14 protein-coding genes are annotated in these 16692 nt (G+C 33.8%); 6 read left to right on the forward strand and 8 right to left on the reverse strand.

Translation table 11 applies throughout. The annotated features are described in order from the left end of the window. Window positions 1-121: 121 nt before the first annotated feature. The 4 genes from OZP12_RS00460 (at window position 122) to OZP12_RS00475 (ending at window position 5876) form a co-directional block, all read left to right on the forward strand. Window positions 122-2071 carry a DUF7849 domain-containing protein gene (locus tag OZP12_RS00460; RefSeq protein ID WP_281227072.1) on the forward strand — a complete coding sequence of 650 codons (1950 nt, stop codon included), beginning with the start codon at window positions 122-124 and terminating at the stop codon, window positions 2069-2071. A gap of 135 nt (window positions 2072-2206) precedes the next feature. Next, window positions 2207-2566, forward strand: a complete 360-nt coding sequence (locus OZP12_RS00465; protein ID WP_281227073.1) for a DUF5071 domain-containing protein — start codon at window positions 2207-2209, stop codon at window positions 2564-2566. 161 nt (window positions 2567-2727) lie between these two features. Continuing rightward, window positions 2728-5391, forward strand: a complete 2664-nt coding sequence (locus OZP12_RS00470; RefSeq protein ID WP_281227074.1) for a CHAT domain-containing protein — start codon at window positions 2728-2730, stop codon at window positions 5389-5391. Window positions 5392-5438: 47 nt separating this feature from the next. Continuing rightward, on the forward strand, window positions 5439-5876 hold the full coding sequence (locus OZP12_RS00475) for a retropepsin-like aspartic protease (RefSeq protein WP_281227075.1): 438 nt from the start codon (window positions 5439-5441) through the stop codon (window positions 5874-5876). A 20-nt stretch (window positions 5877-5896) separates the two neighbouring features. Here the strand turns inward: OZP12_RS00475 and OZP12_RS00480 are convergent, their stop codons facing one another. From OZP12_RS00480 to OZP12_RS00505, 6 genes are all read right to left on the reverse strand, one after another. Next, a complete protein-coding gene (locus OZP12_RS00480; protein ID WP_281227077.1) occupies window positions 5897-6097 on the reverse strand; it encodes a hypothetical protein in 201 nt (66 codons plus the stop codon). Then, window positions 6090-8045 (reverse strand): N-6 DNA methylase, encoded by a 1956-nt coding sequence (locus tag OZP12_RS00485; RefSeq protein ID WP_281227078.1) that lies wholly within the window; start codon window positions 8043-8045, stop codon window positions 6090-6092. The genes OZP12_RS00480 and OZP12_RS00485 overlap by 8 nt, the downstream gene beginning before the upstream one ends. A gap of 153 nt (window positions 8046-8198) precedes the next feature. Continuing rightward, window positions 8199-8708: a hypothetical protein gene (locus tag OZP12_RS00490; protein WP_281227079.1), complete on the reverse strand. Its 510-nt coding sequence runs from the start codon at window positions 8706-8708 to the stop codon at window positions 8199-8201. A gap of 80 nt (window positions 8709-8788) precedes the next feature. Beyond that, window positions 8789-9082 carry a hypothetical protein gene (locus OZP12_RS00495; protein ID WP_281227080.1) on the reverse strand — a complete coding sequence of 98 codons (294 nt, stop codon included), beginning with the start codon at window positions 9080-9082 and terminating at the stop codon, window positions 8789-8791. 189 nt (window positions 9083-9271) lie between these two features. Beyond that, entirely contained in the window at window positions 9272-10504 is a 1233-nt protein-coding gene (odhB, locus tag OZP12_RS00500) for a 2-oxoglutarate dehydrogenase complex dihydrolipoyllysine-residue succinyltransferase (protein WP_281227081.1), read from the reverse strand. An 81-nt stretch (window positions 10505-10585) separates the two neighbouring features. Continuing rightward, window positions 10586-13357 (reverse strand): 2-oxoglutarate dehydrogenase E1 component, encoded by a 2772-nt coding sequence (locus OZP12_RS00505; RefSeq protein ID WP_281227083.1) that lies wholly within the window; start codon window positions 13355-13357, stop codon window positions 10586-10588. A gap of 116 nt (window positions 13358-13473) precedes the next feature. Here OZP12_RS00505 and OZP12_RS00510 point away from each other — a divergent pair, with 116 nt between their 5' ends. Then, on the forward strand, window positions 13474-14025 hold the full coding sequence (locus tag OZP12_RS00510) for a hypothetical protein (protein ID WP_281227084.1): 552 nt from the start codon (window positions 13474-13476) through the stop codon (window positions 14023-14025). A gap of 163 nt (window positions 14026-14188) precedes the next feature. On the opposite strand, the gene OZP12_RS00515 is transcribed toward OZP12_RS00510, so the two are convergent. Further along, the gene (locus OZP12_RS00515; protein WP_281227085.1) at window positions 14189-14542 is read right to left on the reverse strand and encodes a hypothetical protein; all 354 of its coding nucleotides are present in this window, start codon (window positions 14540-14542) and stop codon (window positions 14189-14191) included. A gap of 143 nt (window positions 14543-14685) precedes the next feature. Beyond that, window positions 14686-15660 carry a polyprenyl synthetase family protein gene (locus tag OZP12_RS00520; protein ID WP_281227086.1) on the reverse strand — a complete coding sequence of 325 codons (975 nt, stop codon included), beginning with the start codon at window positions 15658-15660 and terminating at the stop codon, window positions 14686-14688. Window positions 15661-16166: 506 nt separating this feature from the next. Here OZP12_RS00520 and OZP12_RS00525 point away from each other — a divergent pair. Continuing rightward, window positions 16167-16688: a YceI family protein gene (locus tag OZP12_RS00525; RefSeq protein ID WP_281227087.1), complete on the forward strand. Its 522-nt coding sequence runs from the start codon at window positions 16167-16169 to the stop codon at window positions 16686-16688. The last annotated feature ends 4 nt before the right edge of the window (window positions 16689-16692 follow it).

Genomic DNA, 16692 nt, shown 5'->3' on the forward strand with positions numbered 1-16692 from the left:
TCAATTAATGTCAAAAAAGTGGTGATTTGCTCACCGCTTTTTTTTACTTTTAAACCAATTTGATTTTTTACTGCTTTCAAAAGCTCCCGAAAAAACAATGACTGACCAAAATAACCAAAGTATGAACAAATCACTACTCGTAATTTTTCTCATTTTTGCAACCTCTCTGTATGCTCAAGTCAAAGTAAAAGATACGGTCACCCGAAGAGCCAATATCGGTTACGACCAAAAAGGGAATTTAGTTTCGTTCAAACCCGAAACACCTCCGCTAATTCCTATTGCCGGTGCACCAAAACCAAGCTACACTTATTTATGGGAATTAGGCGATGGCCACTACAGTAGAGAGGCAGAACCCAAACACGTTTATAAAAACAAAGGAACTTATACCGCCAAACTTACCGTAACCAACAATTACGACAACGGAAAACCACCAGCAACACGCCCAAAAAAAGTGGTGGTCAATGAAATTTCAGACACCAATTACAAAGACATCGCTTCTATCGACACTCAAGACGGATTATCGATCATAAAAAACTGCGACCCGATTCCGGAACAGGAAATGCAGGTTGTTGTGAGTTACGAAAACCTTGAAAACTATGTCACCAACGGAAAACTCTATCTTTTTTACAACGAAAAGCAATTCAAAAACAACAATTTCGTCCTAGAGGAAGTAAGGCCATATGCCGGAGAAAGGGAAGTCAAAGAAAATAATATCGTCTCTGCAGACGACATCGACAACACCAACCGCTATTTGGCTTCTAACGAAAATTTGACTTTTTCCAAAAAATATTTGGAAACAACCAATGAAACCAATTTGGATTCCACCTTATTAGCTGCTAAAAACAGTTATAAAAACGTGGCCATTTTAGAAATAGACGATCACAACCCGGGAGAAACCCGAAACGTGTTTTATACGTTCAAAACCACTCCCGAAATGATCAAGGACACCAGTGCCACGATAACCATCCGCAGCATTTATGTCCCCAACCGAAGTTTTAAAGACCATAAAATAAAAAACCTGGAAATGGAAATCGTTACTTCACACGATCCCAATAAAATGGGCTCCAACGGAAGTTTCATGAATTACCGCTTCGTTCGCTACAAAAGGGTTAAATTCAAAACTAGTTTTCAAAATAACGGTGAAGGCCCAGCCCGAAAAATACAGCTAGAAACCGACATCCCCGATATGTTTGACAAAAGCACCCTAAAAATAGAAAGCATGTACCCCGAATGCCCCATTTGTCCCAAAGGCGAAGTCGCGACGACAAGTTGTCTCGACGTTATCGAAAGGGAAACGCAGATATTTTTTGTTTTCAGAAATATCTATTTGCCGGGCAGCAACCAAAAAAATGTAACGGAAATAGACAGCACCAAAGGTTTTGTGAAATACTCGATGAAGTTCAATGAAGATTTTCACAAAGTAAAAACCAAAAGCAGAACGGCGATTATCTTCGACAAAAACGAACCCATCATCACCAACTATGCCACTACCCGATTCACGCCGGGAATATCCATCGGAGCCAAAGCCGGATACAACATATACACCAATCTGAAAAACCCGAAAAGCTATTTCGTAGGGGCTACCATTTCGCCTTTTAAATCCTATCGCTATTACGGTCAAGCCGAATTCATCAACAGCGTCACTTCCTATGACGGTGGTACCACCAATTCCAGAACAATAGACCAAAGCACCGGAGCCGTACATTTGAACCTAATTACCACATCCATAGAAAACAAAAACATCAACTGGGAAATTCCAGTTTTGTTCCGATACAATATTTCGACTTATTTTGGTGTTGGAGCGGGTATGCAATTCAACATGAATGTCTCCGAAGAGCAAACACAAAACATCAAAACTGACATTTACGAAGGAACAACAGACAAACTGCTGCTGCGAACAGAATATTCAACACCAAAAGACACAAAATCATTTACGAAACTAAACTCTGGGCTTTTGTTTGACTTCACGGCAGGTTTTGCTAGAATAGGTCCAAGTTTGGGAGCTCGATACGTCCTCAATTTCGACAATGATTTCAATTATGTTCAATTGTATGCGATTTGGAAATTTTAGTTTTTGTAAGCAAGAAAAGTTAAGTTCATAATTTCCATTTCATTGGGACAAAATTTTAAAATAATGTTTTTGGATAGTGGAAAGTTAGCGGATATATTTGAGAAAAAAATTATGGATAGAAAAGAATTTTGTTAAATGAATATTGAAAATTTAATACCAAAAGATAAATTTGATATTGAAACAGCTGAAAAGCTAAAAAATTATTCTTTTGAAGAAATCAAGCCAATCATTCCTAATTTATTGGAATGGTTACAAGATTTGAATTGGCCCGTTAGTCAATTAATTGCTGATTTTTTAATTCCTTATTCTGAAAATATTGCATTTGAAATCTTTAAAATCTTACAAGGTCGTGACGAAATGTGGAAATATTGGATTCTTTTAATATTTGGTAAAATCATTAAAAACGAATTAGTAATAAAAGAGGTTAATAGAATTGTACTAAATCCAACATTTGAAGAAATTGATGCGGCAGTATATGAGCTTGCAAAAGAATAGTTCAATTGTAATGTTATCAACTTTACGTTAAACTACACCCTTTAATAGCTACAACGGATTTATTCAACTAATTTAATTCAAAATTTGCTTTGTTTGTGTTTGGCAAATCCAAAAATTGGCTTAATTTTAGTCTCAAACTAGCTGAAACAAAGGGACTATCGATGACAAAAAAAATATTTTTCTTCTGCTTCTTTATATCCCTGACTCTCTTTAGCCAAAAAGCCCACACACAAGAAGAAGTTATTTACAACGCCGTCGATAATTTTGTTGCTAATCCAACGCCGGAAGGAATTGAAAAACTAAATACCTTCGAAACCAATTTTTGGAAAAACAAAGACAAAAAATCAAAAGACGCACTGCTTTCGATCGTTGTTTTAAACTGCAACAAAGCCTATTTCGAAAATAAATTCGGTAAAATAAACGAGGCCATCACTAGCTATGAAAAAGCTTGGAAAACATACCAAAATTACAAACTCTCCGATTACGACATTACTGAATACTGCTTGAAACCTCTGGGAAATCTCTACACGATTGTCGGCGATTACGATAATGCCGAAAACACCATCAAACAATATTATTTCATCGCTACGCAGGAGAAAAACAGAAACCTCAAAATAGCCGCCATTCTCAATTTATCAAATGTTTACCAAAATTCGGGAAGAAACTACCTTGCTATTGACTTACTGGAAAAAACCATTAAAACTGAGAAATTATCCAATATTCAAAAAGGAACTTTACTCAATAACTTGGGAAATAGTTATGTATTGAGTTATAAAGACCCGAATCCAACTTTCCCAATCCGAAATAATTTTCCCGAAAACCTTGAAAACTCCTATCTGGAAGCAATCAAATTATTAAAAAACGAGAAAAACCAATCGGAGACTTTAGCCAATTGCTATCGTAATTTATCAGCCCTTAATGCACAATGGCAAAACTTTGAATTGGCGAATACCTATTTTATAAAGGCCAAAGCCGAATTTGAAAAATCAACCAATATCAGTCCTCGAAAAAAAGCCCAATTCTATTTTGACGAAGCAAATATTCTTTTCAAACTAGGAAAACCAAACGAATCAAGCTCAGTTATTGCAAGCATTTTCAAAATATTGATTCCTGATTATTCGGGTAAAAAAAACATCCTCCCGAAGAAAAATTCACTTTATGCAGAATCCATTTTATTGGATGCTTTGGACTTACAAGCCGAAATTTTTAAAGTTGAAAACCAATCCAAAAAAGCATTGGAAAGTTATGAGCTTGCTTTCCATATAGAAGAACTGTTTCAATCACTTTTGGTTTATGAAAACTCGAAAATCATCAACCAAATCAGGAATCGAAATCGCACAGAAAAGTGTATTGCCATTTACAAATCGCTTTTTGAAAAAGAGCACAAAACAACATATCTCGAAAAGGCTTTTCAACTTTCAGAATATACAAAATCAGCTATTTTACAGCGAGGAATTAACAATTCAAAAACGCAGTCAATCGCTGAAAAAAAACTTTCCGAACAACTTCAAAACCAAAACAACATTATTTTAAAAGAACAACAAAAAGAAGATCTAGCCGATATTATCAAAATCAATTCAGCCATCAAAAAACAAAATGAATTGATGCTGTTAGTAAAGCAAAGCCAAACAAAAAAAGAAAACAAGGCTGTTCAGGATATCAATTTAGATAATTTGTATTCAAAATTGGAAAAGGATAATGCCATAATGATCGAATATTTTTCAGGAGTCTCAAAGGTTTATTCTTTTACCATTATTGACAAAAAGATGTATCTCAACTCATTCAGCAATAATGCCCATACATCAGTAAAAATAGCGCAATTCATAGACTTTTTTAATGATCCAAATACCATTGTAAACAATCCAAACGATTACAATCACTATGCAAACATTGCCTATCAATTATTACATTTGCCCATAAATTCGGCATCCAAAAACCTCATCGTTGTTCCCGACGGAATTTTAAATTTCCTGCCTTTTGAAGCTTTAATAACTAAAGAAACTTCAACAACTAATTTTGCTCAAATGCACTATCTTTTGAACGATTACAACATTGGCTACGAGAATTCGGCGGGTTTTTATTTGTCTTTTAACAAAAGTAAAAAACGACAAAAAGAAACTGTTTTGGGTATTTTTCCTGTTTTCGAAAATACTCCTTACACCTTGAGCTACTCGAAAGACGAAATGCAATCGATTCAAAAGAATTTCGAAGGGAAATACTTTGAAAATACCTCAGCCACTTTCGATAATTTCAAAAAAAATGCAGCCAATTATAACATTTTGCATTTATCCACTCATGCTAGTTCAGGAGATATTGAAACGCCGGCAAGCATCAAATTTTACGATCAGGAAATCCTGTACTCCGAACTGTACCATTTGAACATCCATCCTGATTTGGTCGTTTTGAGCGCTTGCGAAACAGGTATTGGCAAACTCTTTAAATCCGAAGGCGCAATGAGTGTAGCCCGCGGATTTCAATTTGCGGGAGCTCAAAACTTATTGTTTTCTTTATGGAAAGTCAATGACTATACTACTTCAATGTTCATGGATTCCTTTTACCAAAACATCAAAAATGGGCAATCCTACATTGAGGCCAATTCCAACGCAAAACGGGACTTCTTAAAAAACAAAAACATATCCAACACCAAAAAATCACCGTATTATTGGGCTGCCTTTGTGTATTACGGAAACGTCGAAAGCAAATATGAATGCAACTATTTACTGTTTGGATTACTAATTTTTGTTGCACTAACAGGAGGTTTTGTATTGTTTAAGTTTATTACCAACCGAATTAAAAAAGAAAAACTGAAATTCAAAAACCAATAACCCCGCAACAAATCCTATTTTTACCTTACCGAAAAGCCATTTGCAAAATGAAAAATTTACACGAAAAATTAAAGAAGGTAGATTATAAAAAAGTAAAATTCAAAGTCACCAAAACGCAACACCTTTTAATCAAGGCCAAAATCAATGGTGTGAAAGGAAACTTCATTTTGGACACCGGCGCGTCCAACAGTTGTGTGGGATTTGAGAGCATAGAAACTTTTACATTGGAGGCTCAAAATTCCAAAACGAAAGCTTCGGGTGCTGGAGCGACGGGAATGTTTACCCAAATGGCTTCCGGAAACAAACTTCAATTGGGTAAATGGAAGAATAAAAAACTAGACCTTATTATCTTCGATTTATCGCACGTAAACGAAGCCTTAGGACATTATAAAGTAAAACCCGTCCACGGCATCATTGGCGCCGATATTTTGATGAAAGGCAAAGGAATAATCGATTACTACAATCATTGTTTGTATTTGAAATAATCGTCAACAATAAAAAAAATCTAAATCTTAAATGTTGCTAGATGTAGAGTCTTATATTCATCCGAATAAACATGAATTTCATAACCATCCCAAAGATTTCTAGACCAAACTAACTTATTTACTGAGATAAAATAAGTGCACCATTTTCTTTCACCTAAAATTTCAGGGTTGAGTTTATTAGATTTTAATGCTTCTCTAATTTTGGCTTCAATTTTATTCATATTCAATTTCAATATTCGCTATTTTATTTAATTCATCTGAAATATCTTTTTTGATTTGTTCTGTCTTTTGGTATTTTTCGGCTATCTCTATTTGTTTTGCAACATCAATATTACCTACTTCATCATAAGGTATTGAAATATCTAACTTCATAACTCTGTCCATAGAACATTTATGATTAAAACCAAAACCTTCTCTTATCATTCTATTTTGAATAACAATCTTAAGATAATCATATAAACATGTAGAAAAATTTTCTTTTAACTGCAACAATTTAACTTTTTCATAAGGAATAAATTTGTCTTTTCTATAAAAAACATAGCTTGAACTACCATCTTTATTCCATGTTAAAACATTTTCATATTTTTTCCATTTACTATCATTCGAAGCCCAACCAAAAACTAAATTTTCTTCTTTGGATGCTGAATAAACTGGAATATTAAATTCATCGGTCTTAATTTGACTCACATGGATTTTTTTTAAACCTGAATTAGTTGGAGGAGATTCAAAGATATCTTCAACTAAATAACTTACCAGTTTTGATTTATGAGAATTTTTATCATTTATTGAACGTATTTCATCTTTAAAACTTAAAATATTATTTGCAACATCTTCTATTATAAAAGGTAATTCACTAAGTTTAGTTTTATTTTCTTCTTCAATTACGCCTAATTCAATTTGTTCTGTAATAGACCACCATTTCTCTACACACCAATTTTTATCTAATTCAAAATTGCTAATTTGAAAAATTTTGCACCTTTTGTCTGTATTTATTTTTTCAAATCCTTTTTTATTTCCTTTAAAAAAGGAATACAAATTTACAGCTTCGGACAAATCATCTTGTTCAATATCAAAACGATAATTATCCCTACTTTCACCTATCTCACTAACTAAATAAGTAAAAACAGGATCTATTTGAATGTTTGTTTTATTTTCTTTTTTAGTAACACAAAGAATATAAGTCTTCTTAGGAGTGGTGAAAAAAGTCTTCAGTGGTAAAGAAATTACACCGTCAATAAAACATTCATCCAAAATAAATTGGCGTAAATTTTTATCATTTTGTCTACTGAAAATTCCATCTGGAACAATAACAAAAGCTTTTCCCCCAGGCTTTAGCGCCCTAATTATCCACTCTATAAATAAACCTTCAACGCCTATTGCGTTAACTTTATAATAATCTTTTAATTTTGTATTATTACTAATTTCTTCTTTAAGATTACTACTACCACTTGTAACATATGGAGGATTAGTAAGTATTAAATCATATTCATTTTCAACAGTATCAGATAATGTTCCAAGTATTGAGTCTGTTTTTAGTTGAAAACTATCATTAAATACTTTCGAAAATTTATTTGTTAATGTGGGGTTATCTTTTATTAAGTCTGAAAAGTAAATAAGCATATTTGCTTTAGCCAAAATAATTGTTTTTTGCTCCTCTCCATCAAATCCTTTATCAAATCCATGAATTTGAATTTTTGAAATTATTTCACCATTTTTAACCTCAAACAATTGATCAATTTTAGTTCTTATTGGTTCTAACAAAAATTTACCTACGCCAGAAGCTGGATCACAAATTTTGATATTTGGTTTAATATCGTCTTTTGCCATTTCACCAATAGCACGAACTACTTTTATAGGTGTAAAAAATTGACCTAGATTTTTTTTACTAATACTTTCTTTTAAAAAAACCTCAAATAATTTACTTTTGAAATCATAATCAATATTTTCTAATCGCCCGTAATTTTTAAATTTAGTCAGGACTTTTTTAAAAACACTACTGTATCTTTTATCAGGATAGCCTTCTTTATTCACAAAAACTGACCCATTAATTATAGTAGTATTATCATTTCCTTCAGGAAATAATTTTTTTATATATGGTCTAATATTATTTGCATAATAATCTAAAGCTTGATCTTCTGGGTTTTCTAAATTATAATTATATCGTTCCATAAGATGGTTAAAATCCAAACCTTGCCCTAAAATTTTTAAATCACTTAAATATTTAAAAATAAATAATTCAACAAATGAGTATAATGAATTTGTTGGAGACTCTCCACTTGCAGACCAAATATCTTGCCAAATTTGTTTTGTAAATTGTCGGATTTAAGGAAAAAAATCAATATTTTCTAATCGCCCGTAATTTTTAAATTTAGTCAGGACTTTTTTAAAAACACTACTGTATCTTTTATCAGGATAGCCTTCTTTATTCACAAAAACTGACCCATTAATTATAGTAGTATTATCATTTCCTTCAGGAAATAATTTTTTTATATATGGTCTAATATTATTTGCATAATAATCTAAAGCTTGATCTTCTGGGTTTTCTAAATTATAATTATATCGTTCCATAAGATGGTTAAAATCCAAACCTTGCCCTAAAATTTTTAAATCACTTAAATATTTAAAAATAAATAATTCAACAAATGAGTATAATGAATTTGTTGGAGACTCTCCACTTGCAGACCAAATATCTTGCCAAATTTGTTTTGCTAAATCTGTCGGATTTACTAATCTCTTTGGTTTAATTTGATCATTTTTTTCATTTAAAGATGAAATTAATTTTTCAATTAAATCGGGTAATTTTTCATCATTAGAATCAAAATTAACTTTCAATTCTTTTCCTGTTTCATCTTTTATTCTGTTTCCTGTTAAAACATTTACCCAAATACTTTCTTTAGTATCCGTAGCAATAATTATATGAGCATCAATTTTTTAGCAACTTCTAATTCTTGTTCTATTGCTCTATTTTGCTTTGCTTTTGTATTAAATTCAGACGGTCTTTTAAATTCAATTACGGCGATTACATTTTTCTTTTGAACTAATAAGGCATCAACTTTTTTCTTTTCTTCTTTTCCATAATCAACATTCCTAATTATTTGAGCATCTTTAAATTGTTTAATTGAAGTTGCTCCTACGTTATAATAATCCCATTTCCCAATTTTAGGAGGATTATTTATTAAATTTCTTTGTAAAAGTTCTTCGCTCATAAATTTTTAGTTTTGAGAATTCACAACATCTCGTTTAAACCTTATTAATAATAAATTATTACTAATTTGACAAAAATATAACAAAAAAATTAATGCTATACATAAGTAAAAATATTTTATAATTATAAGCCTAACAAAAAAAGCTGGTGTTTAATACAAACACCAGCTTTAAATTGAAATTATTTAAAACTATAGTTCTAACGCTTTTTTAGCATTTCCACCCATCAATAATTCCAATGGGTTTTCCAAAGCTTCTTTCACGGCAACCAAGAAACCTACAGACTCACGTCCGTCGATGATTCTGTGGTCATAAGAAAGTGCTACGTACATCATTGGGTGAATTTCAACTTTACCGTTTACGGCGATTGGACGCTCAATAATATTGTGCATTCCCAAGATTCCTGATTGAGGAGGGTTGATAATTGGCGTAGACAACATACTTCCGAAAACACCACCATTAGTAATAGTAAATGTTCCTCCTGTCATATCGTCAACTGTGATTTGTCCGTCACGAGCTCTCAAAGCCAATCTTTTGATTTCAGCTTCAACACCGCGGAAAGTCAAGTTTTCAGCATTACGAACAACAGGAACCATCAATCCTTTTGGTCCAGAAACTGCGATAGAAATATCACAGAAATCGAAAGCAATTTTATGATCACCATCCATCATAGAGTTAACGTCTGGATACAATTCCAAAGCTCTTGTTACAGCTTTTGTAAAGAATGACATATATCCTAAACCTAAACCGCCGTGTTTTGCTTTGAACGCATCTTTGTACTCATTACGGATCAAGTTGATTGGCGTCATGTTTACTTCATTGAAAGTAGTCAACATCGCTGTTTCGTTTTTAGCAGAAACCAATCTTTCAGCTACTTTACGACGCAACATAGATAATTTTGTACGCTCTACACCACGGCTTCCACCTGTTGGAGTTCCCATAGAAGGCACTGCATTTACAGCATCATCTTTAGTGATTCTTCCACCTTTTCCTGTTCCTGAAACTGAAGATGGAGCGATATTTTTCTCATCCAATATTTTTTTAGCTGCCGGAGATGGTGTTCCTGCTGCATAAGATGCTACTGGTGCCGGAGCTGCTGCTACAGGAGCCGGAGCTGGAGCTGGAGCCGCTTTTGGAGCTTCAACTACTGGAGCTGCTGCCGGTGCTGCAGAACCTGCTGGTTTTGCTCCGTCAGTATCAATAAGACAAACTATTGCCCCAACCGCTACAGTATCTCCTTCTTCCGCTTTTAGCGTGATAATTCCACTCATTTCAGCTGGCAATTCAAGAGTTGCCTTATCTGAATCAACTTCAGCAATAGCTTGGTCTTTTTCTACGTAATCGCCATCCTTTACTAACCAAGTTGCAATTTCAACTTCTTTGATTGATTCCCCTGGTGATGGGACTTTCATTTCTAAAATCATACAATTTTTGTTTAAAGTTTAAATTGTTTAAAGTTTCAAGTTGGTATTAAACTCGAAACTTTAAACCTGAAACAATTCTTTTTATCTAAATAAATTTTTATCAAATACCATTCTGATTGCATCGGCGTGACGACGTTTTGAACGTGTGTAACTTCCTGACGCAGGAGCAGAATATGCTTTTAACGATGCCAATCTCCATTTAACCAAGTCAAAATTCATCAACATGTAGCTGTAAGCTCCCATGTTTTTAGGTTCTTCCTGTGCCCAAACGTAATCGTCGGCATTTGGATATTTGGCAATGATTTCTTTGATTTGATCAACTGGGAAGGGGAACAATTGCTCGATACGAACAACCGCAACATCTTTTCTTCCGTTATTTTCTCTTTCTGCAGTAATATCGTAGTAGAATTTACCTGTACAGAAAACTAGAGTCTTAACGTCTTTTTTATTTACTGTATTGTCATCAATTGTTTCTTGGAACTCTCCTGAAGTGAAATCTTCAACCGGAGATACACATCTTGGATCACGCAACAAACTCTTAGGTGAGAAAACCACTAGCGGTTTACGGAAATTAGTTTTCATTTGTCTTCTCAACAAGTGGAAGAAGTTCGCAGGAGTTGTACAATCGGCAACATACATATTGTGACGTGCACAAAGTTGCAAGTAACGCTCCATACGTGCAGATGAGTGCTCTGCTCCTTGTCCTTCGTATCCGTGAGGCAACAACATCACCAATCCATTTTGGTTATTCCATTTGTCTTCACCACAAGAAATATACTGGTCAATCATAATTTGGGCACCATTTGAGAAATCCCCAAATTGTGCTTCCCAAATTGTCAAAGCATTTGGGTTGGCCAAAGCATATCCATAATCATAACCTAAAACTCCATACTCAGACAAGAACGAGTTATAAATATGGAAGTTCCCTTTTTTATTTTCGATACTATCCAAAAGAATTACTTCTTCTTCAGAATCCTCAACTTTTACAACAGCATGACGGTGTGAGAAAGTCCCACGCTCTACGTCCTGTCCTGAAATACGCACATCAAAACCTTCAGTCAATAATGAACCGTATGCCAATGTTTCTGCAGTACCCCAATCTATAGTGTTGTTGTCGTATCCTGTTTTTCTGTCAGTAACAATTTTTGAAATTTTGTTAATGAATTTTTTATCAGATGGTAAAGTTGAAACTGTTTTTATGATAGAATCCAAAGTCGATCTGTCAACTTTTGTATCTACTTTTTTTAACATCACATCATCAGAAACCTGCTCGAATCCTTTCCATTCATTTTGCATAAATGGAGTAATGATTGTCAAATCTTTTTTACGGGAAGCTTCTAAATTTTGCTCAAGATCCTGTTTGTATTCTTTTTCGATTGTATTTACGTAGTTAGCATCGATAACTCTTTCTGACAATAGTTTCTCAGCGTAAATATCTCTTGGATTTTGGTGTTTTGCAATGATTTTATATAAAACAGGTTGTGTAAAACGAGGCTCATCCCCTTCGTTATGACCGTATTTTCTATATCCTAACAAATCAATAAATACGTCACGCCCAAATTCCATTCTGTAATCCAATGCAAAAGACATTGCATGAACAACAGCCTCGGCATCATCAGCATTTACGTGCAATACCGGTGAAAGTGTTACTTTGGCAACATCGGTACAATAAGTTGAAGAACGGGCATCCAAATAGTTAGTCGTAAATCCAACTTGGTTGTTGATTACAACGTGGATCGTTCCCCCTGTTTTGTATCCGTCAAGCAATGACATTTGGATTATTTCATAAAGAATACCTTGTCCTGCAATCGCAGCATCCCCGTGAACGGCAATAGGCAATACTTTAGAGAAATCGTCAGCAAAATATTTGTCTTGTTTTGCTCTTGTGATACCTTCAATTACGGCACCTACAGTCTCCAAGTGAGAAGGGTTTGGTGCTAAATTGATATTTATTTTTTTTCCTGACTTGGTTACTTTATCGGCAGTAAGACCTAAATGGTATTTTACGTCACCGTCAAAGTATTCTTGGTCATAATCTTTACCGTCAAATTCTCCGAAGATATCTTGAGTCGATTTACCAAAAATATTTGCCAAAACGTTCAAACGTCCACGGTGAGCCATTCCCATTACGAATTGCTCCACTCCTTTTTCGGCCGCTTTTTCGATCAAAGCATCAAGAGCTGGAATTACGGTCTCTCCTCCTTCTAATGAAAAACGTTTTTGCCCAACATATTTAGTATGCAAAAAGTTCTCAAACGAAACAGCCTCATTTAATTTGTTTAATATATTCTTTTTCTCCTCTGAAGAAAAGTTTGGCTGGTTATTGTTAACCCCCAATTTATCCTGAATCCATTTCACAACGCCAGGGTTACGAATATACATGTACTCAACCCCAATGTGTTGGCAGTATATCGCCTGAAGGCGTGCTATAATATCTTGTAAAGAGCTAGGCGGAATACCAATTGCCTGTGCTGCATCAAAAACAGTTGTCAAATCTGCTGTAGTTAAGCCGAAATTTTCAATATCCAAAGTCGGAGAACTTTTTCTACGGTCACGAACCGGATTTGTTTTAGTGAACAAATGCCCTCTTGAACGGTAACCGTCGATTAATCTCAATACTTTAAATTCTTTTTGCAATTTGTCTGAAACCAAACTACAATCAGCGTTTCCTGTAGCCACTTCAACAATTTGCTGAACAGGATTTTCATCATTATAAGTGGTCATTCCAAAGTCAAAACCTTGAAAAAAGCTTCTCCAACTTGGCTCTACACTATCTGGATTCTCTAAATATTGATCGTATAATTGAGCAAAAAATTCTGTATGTGCTGCGTTTAAAAATGAAAACCTATCCATAATCTTATCGAATATACTTTTGTTAAATAGTTCGGCAAAAATACAATAAAGCAATTTATTTAAATCTATTTTTTACGTACTTTTACGTAAAAATATGTTAAAAAAAAGCTGCTAACATGAAAAAATACTCCTTTTCTTCCCTAACAAAGTTGTTTTCTATAGTTATTCTCCTATTCTTTTACGAAAACGTAATAGCTCAATACCAACAAACACCACATTCTGTAAATCCTTTTTGGAGTAAAGTGCAGTTTGGAGGAGGATTAGGATTAAGTTTTGGGAGCGGATATACCGATATTTCGATTGCACCGAGTGCCATTTACAATGTCAACCCTTATTTGGCGGTTGGTTTAGGACTGCAGGGTAGCTATGTTTCTTCCAAAGGATATTACGATTCAGGAATTTACGGCGCAAGCTTTTTGACCTTCATCAACCCAATTCCCGAAATCCAATTTTCTATAAATCTAAACCAATCCTACGTCAACAATCATTATGAAGCCTATCATAACCTACCCGCTTATACCGATAATTTTTGGAACACGGCCTTATTTTTGGGAGCGGGCTACCGAGCTGGGAATGTAACGGTCGGGATAGCCTACAATGTATTGTTTGACGAAAACGATCATGTTTACAGTGATGCGGTAATGCCTTTTGTGAGAGCGTATTTTTAAAAGTTACTGAATTACTGAGACACTAAGTTTCTAAGACTTTTCAAAAGCGAAAAAGACCCGACAGGTTTCAAAAAACTGTCGGGTCTTATATTTTAGAAGAGTCCCTAATTTTTAAAAAAATCTTAGAATCTCAGAAACTTAGAATCTTAGCCACTTAAAGCAGTTACCTATAATAATTCTTAAACCACACTTTCTGCCATTCTCTTTTTAAAATCAGAAAAGAAACTTCTTCGGCGAGAACAACCAAATCAGAGCCATCTAGTTTTTTGATTTCGTCTTCGGAAACATCAATGATGTACAATAAATTAAGGTACTCGGCAAATTTGTACTGAATGAGTCGGTAGATCTTTTCATGCAATTGAATTTTCAATTCATCAGGACTGATGCTTTTAGGAAAATCAACCGCTTCGTTAGCCAAATTGAAATCCTTATTCAATTGGGCAATCAAATTAGCATAAAGCTCCTCCTTGTTAGCTTCCTGAAGTAATAAATCGGTATTTATTGGCGATATAAACATGTTGATTTAAGATTTAAGATTTTTGACTTTAGATTTCAGATTTGTAAAAATTCGATATATTTTGATTTAAAAGAAAAAACTAACTATTAAAAATGCAAGACTTCAAATCAGAAATCTTTAATCTTAAATCTACATTCAGAAATTTAAACCTTTCTTCCCATCAGGTTTTCTCCAAAAGTCTTTAGCACTTCTTTTTTCGAAGAATCAATATCCATTTTTTTCAAAGTTTCAAAAGCTTTAAAAGTGTACCTTTCAATTGCTTCCTGAGTTGCTTTGGAAGCGCCCGATTCGTTGAAAATTCCTTTTGCAGTTTCTATTTTCTCCGTATTGTCTTCTAATTGCAAAGTGAACAATTGCTCTAATTCCGAAGCTTTTTCAGGAGTAGAAAATTCCAATGCTTTCAAATACAAATAGGTTTTTTTATTTTCGATAATATCTCCTCCCACTTGTTTTCCAAAAGTTTCCGGATCACCAAAAGCATCCAAATAATCATCCTGCAATTGGAAAGCCAATCCTAAATTGAGTCCAAAATCGTAAATCAAATTAGCATTCTCCTCTGAAGTATGCGCAATTATCGCCCCCATTTTCATAGCTGCCGCTACCAAAACCGCCGTTTTATATTCAATCATTTTAAGATATTCGGGAATAGTGACGTCTTTTCGGGTTTCAAAATCAACATCCCATTGTTGGCCCTCACACACTTCAAGCGCTGTTTTGCTGAACAATTTGGCCAAATCCCTAAAAACAGCCGGCTCATATTGCTCAAAATATTGGTAGGCCAAAATCAGCATCGCATCACCCGAAAGGATTCCGGTGTTTACATTCCATTTTTCATGAACTGTTTCGTTTCCTCTTCGCAAAGGCGCATCATCCATAATATCATCATGAACCAATGAAAAATTATGAAAGACCTCAACCGCCATCGCTGCCGGAAGTGCCTTTTTATAATCAGTATCAAAAACTTCCGCAGCCATTAAAGTCAAAACAGGGCGGATTCTTTTACCTCCCAATCCCAAAATATATTCCACAGGAAGATATAAATTTCTTGGCTCTTTACTAAAATTTTGATTTTCTAAATAGGTAATAAAAAATTCTTGATACTGATGAATAGCGTACATAAAATAAGGTCTCGGTTACTTTTCGTAGTCTTTACTACTTGAAATTTAAAGCCCAAAGATACAAATTCATTTTTACCATATAAGTCATCTAAGATTAAACAACCATTGTATTCGCATTTTCCCTTATCAAGCACAATTAAGTTCGAAACAAATAATCGTGACTTTTTGCCTTGCAAATCTTTTAAAAAAAGTCAGCCAATTAACAAAACACTCCTACACCTTAAATCTTAAAAAAAATTAGACAAACTAAATGCTTAACATTTGAAGCAAAAGAAAACCATATTTAAGTCGATTTAATTATGAATTATCGAATTCTAAAACAGCCCAAAATACAGGCATAGTTTTTGTTTATTCATTTTATTTAAAAAAAACAATGGAAACTTTGTTGGTTTTTAAAGTTTCCTTCTTACATTTGCAAAACAAAAGAAACTTTTAGAGTGTTTAAAGTTTCCAAAGTATAATTAAAAAACAAAAATCATAGAAGAACATTACTTAAAATAAAAATCATGGAAAATGCATGGGCAATTGATTCAAACGAATCAGACGTATTAATAAAATCAAGACATTCCTTACTAGGTTATATGCCCGGAAACAAAAACAATTTCAAAGGACACGTAGCCATACAAAATGACGAAGTGGAAGACGCATCCATTGAGTTTTCGCTGAATGTAAATGACAAACTTGTTAACCCAAATAGAGAGAAGAAGGATATAAAATTTGATGATCTTTTCGAAGAGAACGAAACGCCGATCATAAAGTTCAAATCGACTTCTTTTCAGAAAATCAGTAAAAACCTCAATTTTCTGAAAGGGTTTCTTACCATCAAAAATATAACCAAAGTAGTAGAATTAGACACCGAATTTATCGGATACAATAATTACAATGGCGTGCAAAAAGCTTCATTTGAAATTACCGGAAATATTAACCGTAAGGAATTTGGTCTCAATTCCAATACACATCACCAACACGACGGACATCCAATAGGAAAAGATATAAAATTAATAGCCAATCTTGCATTTTCGCATTAAGAAT

Source organism: Flavobacterium aquiphilum (assembly GCF_027111335.1).
Lineage (GTDB): Bacteria > Bacteroidota > Bacteroidia > Flavobacteriales > Flavobacteriaceae > Flavobacterium > Flavobacterium aquiphilum.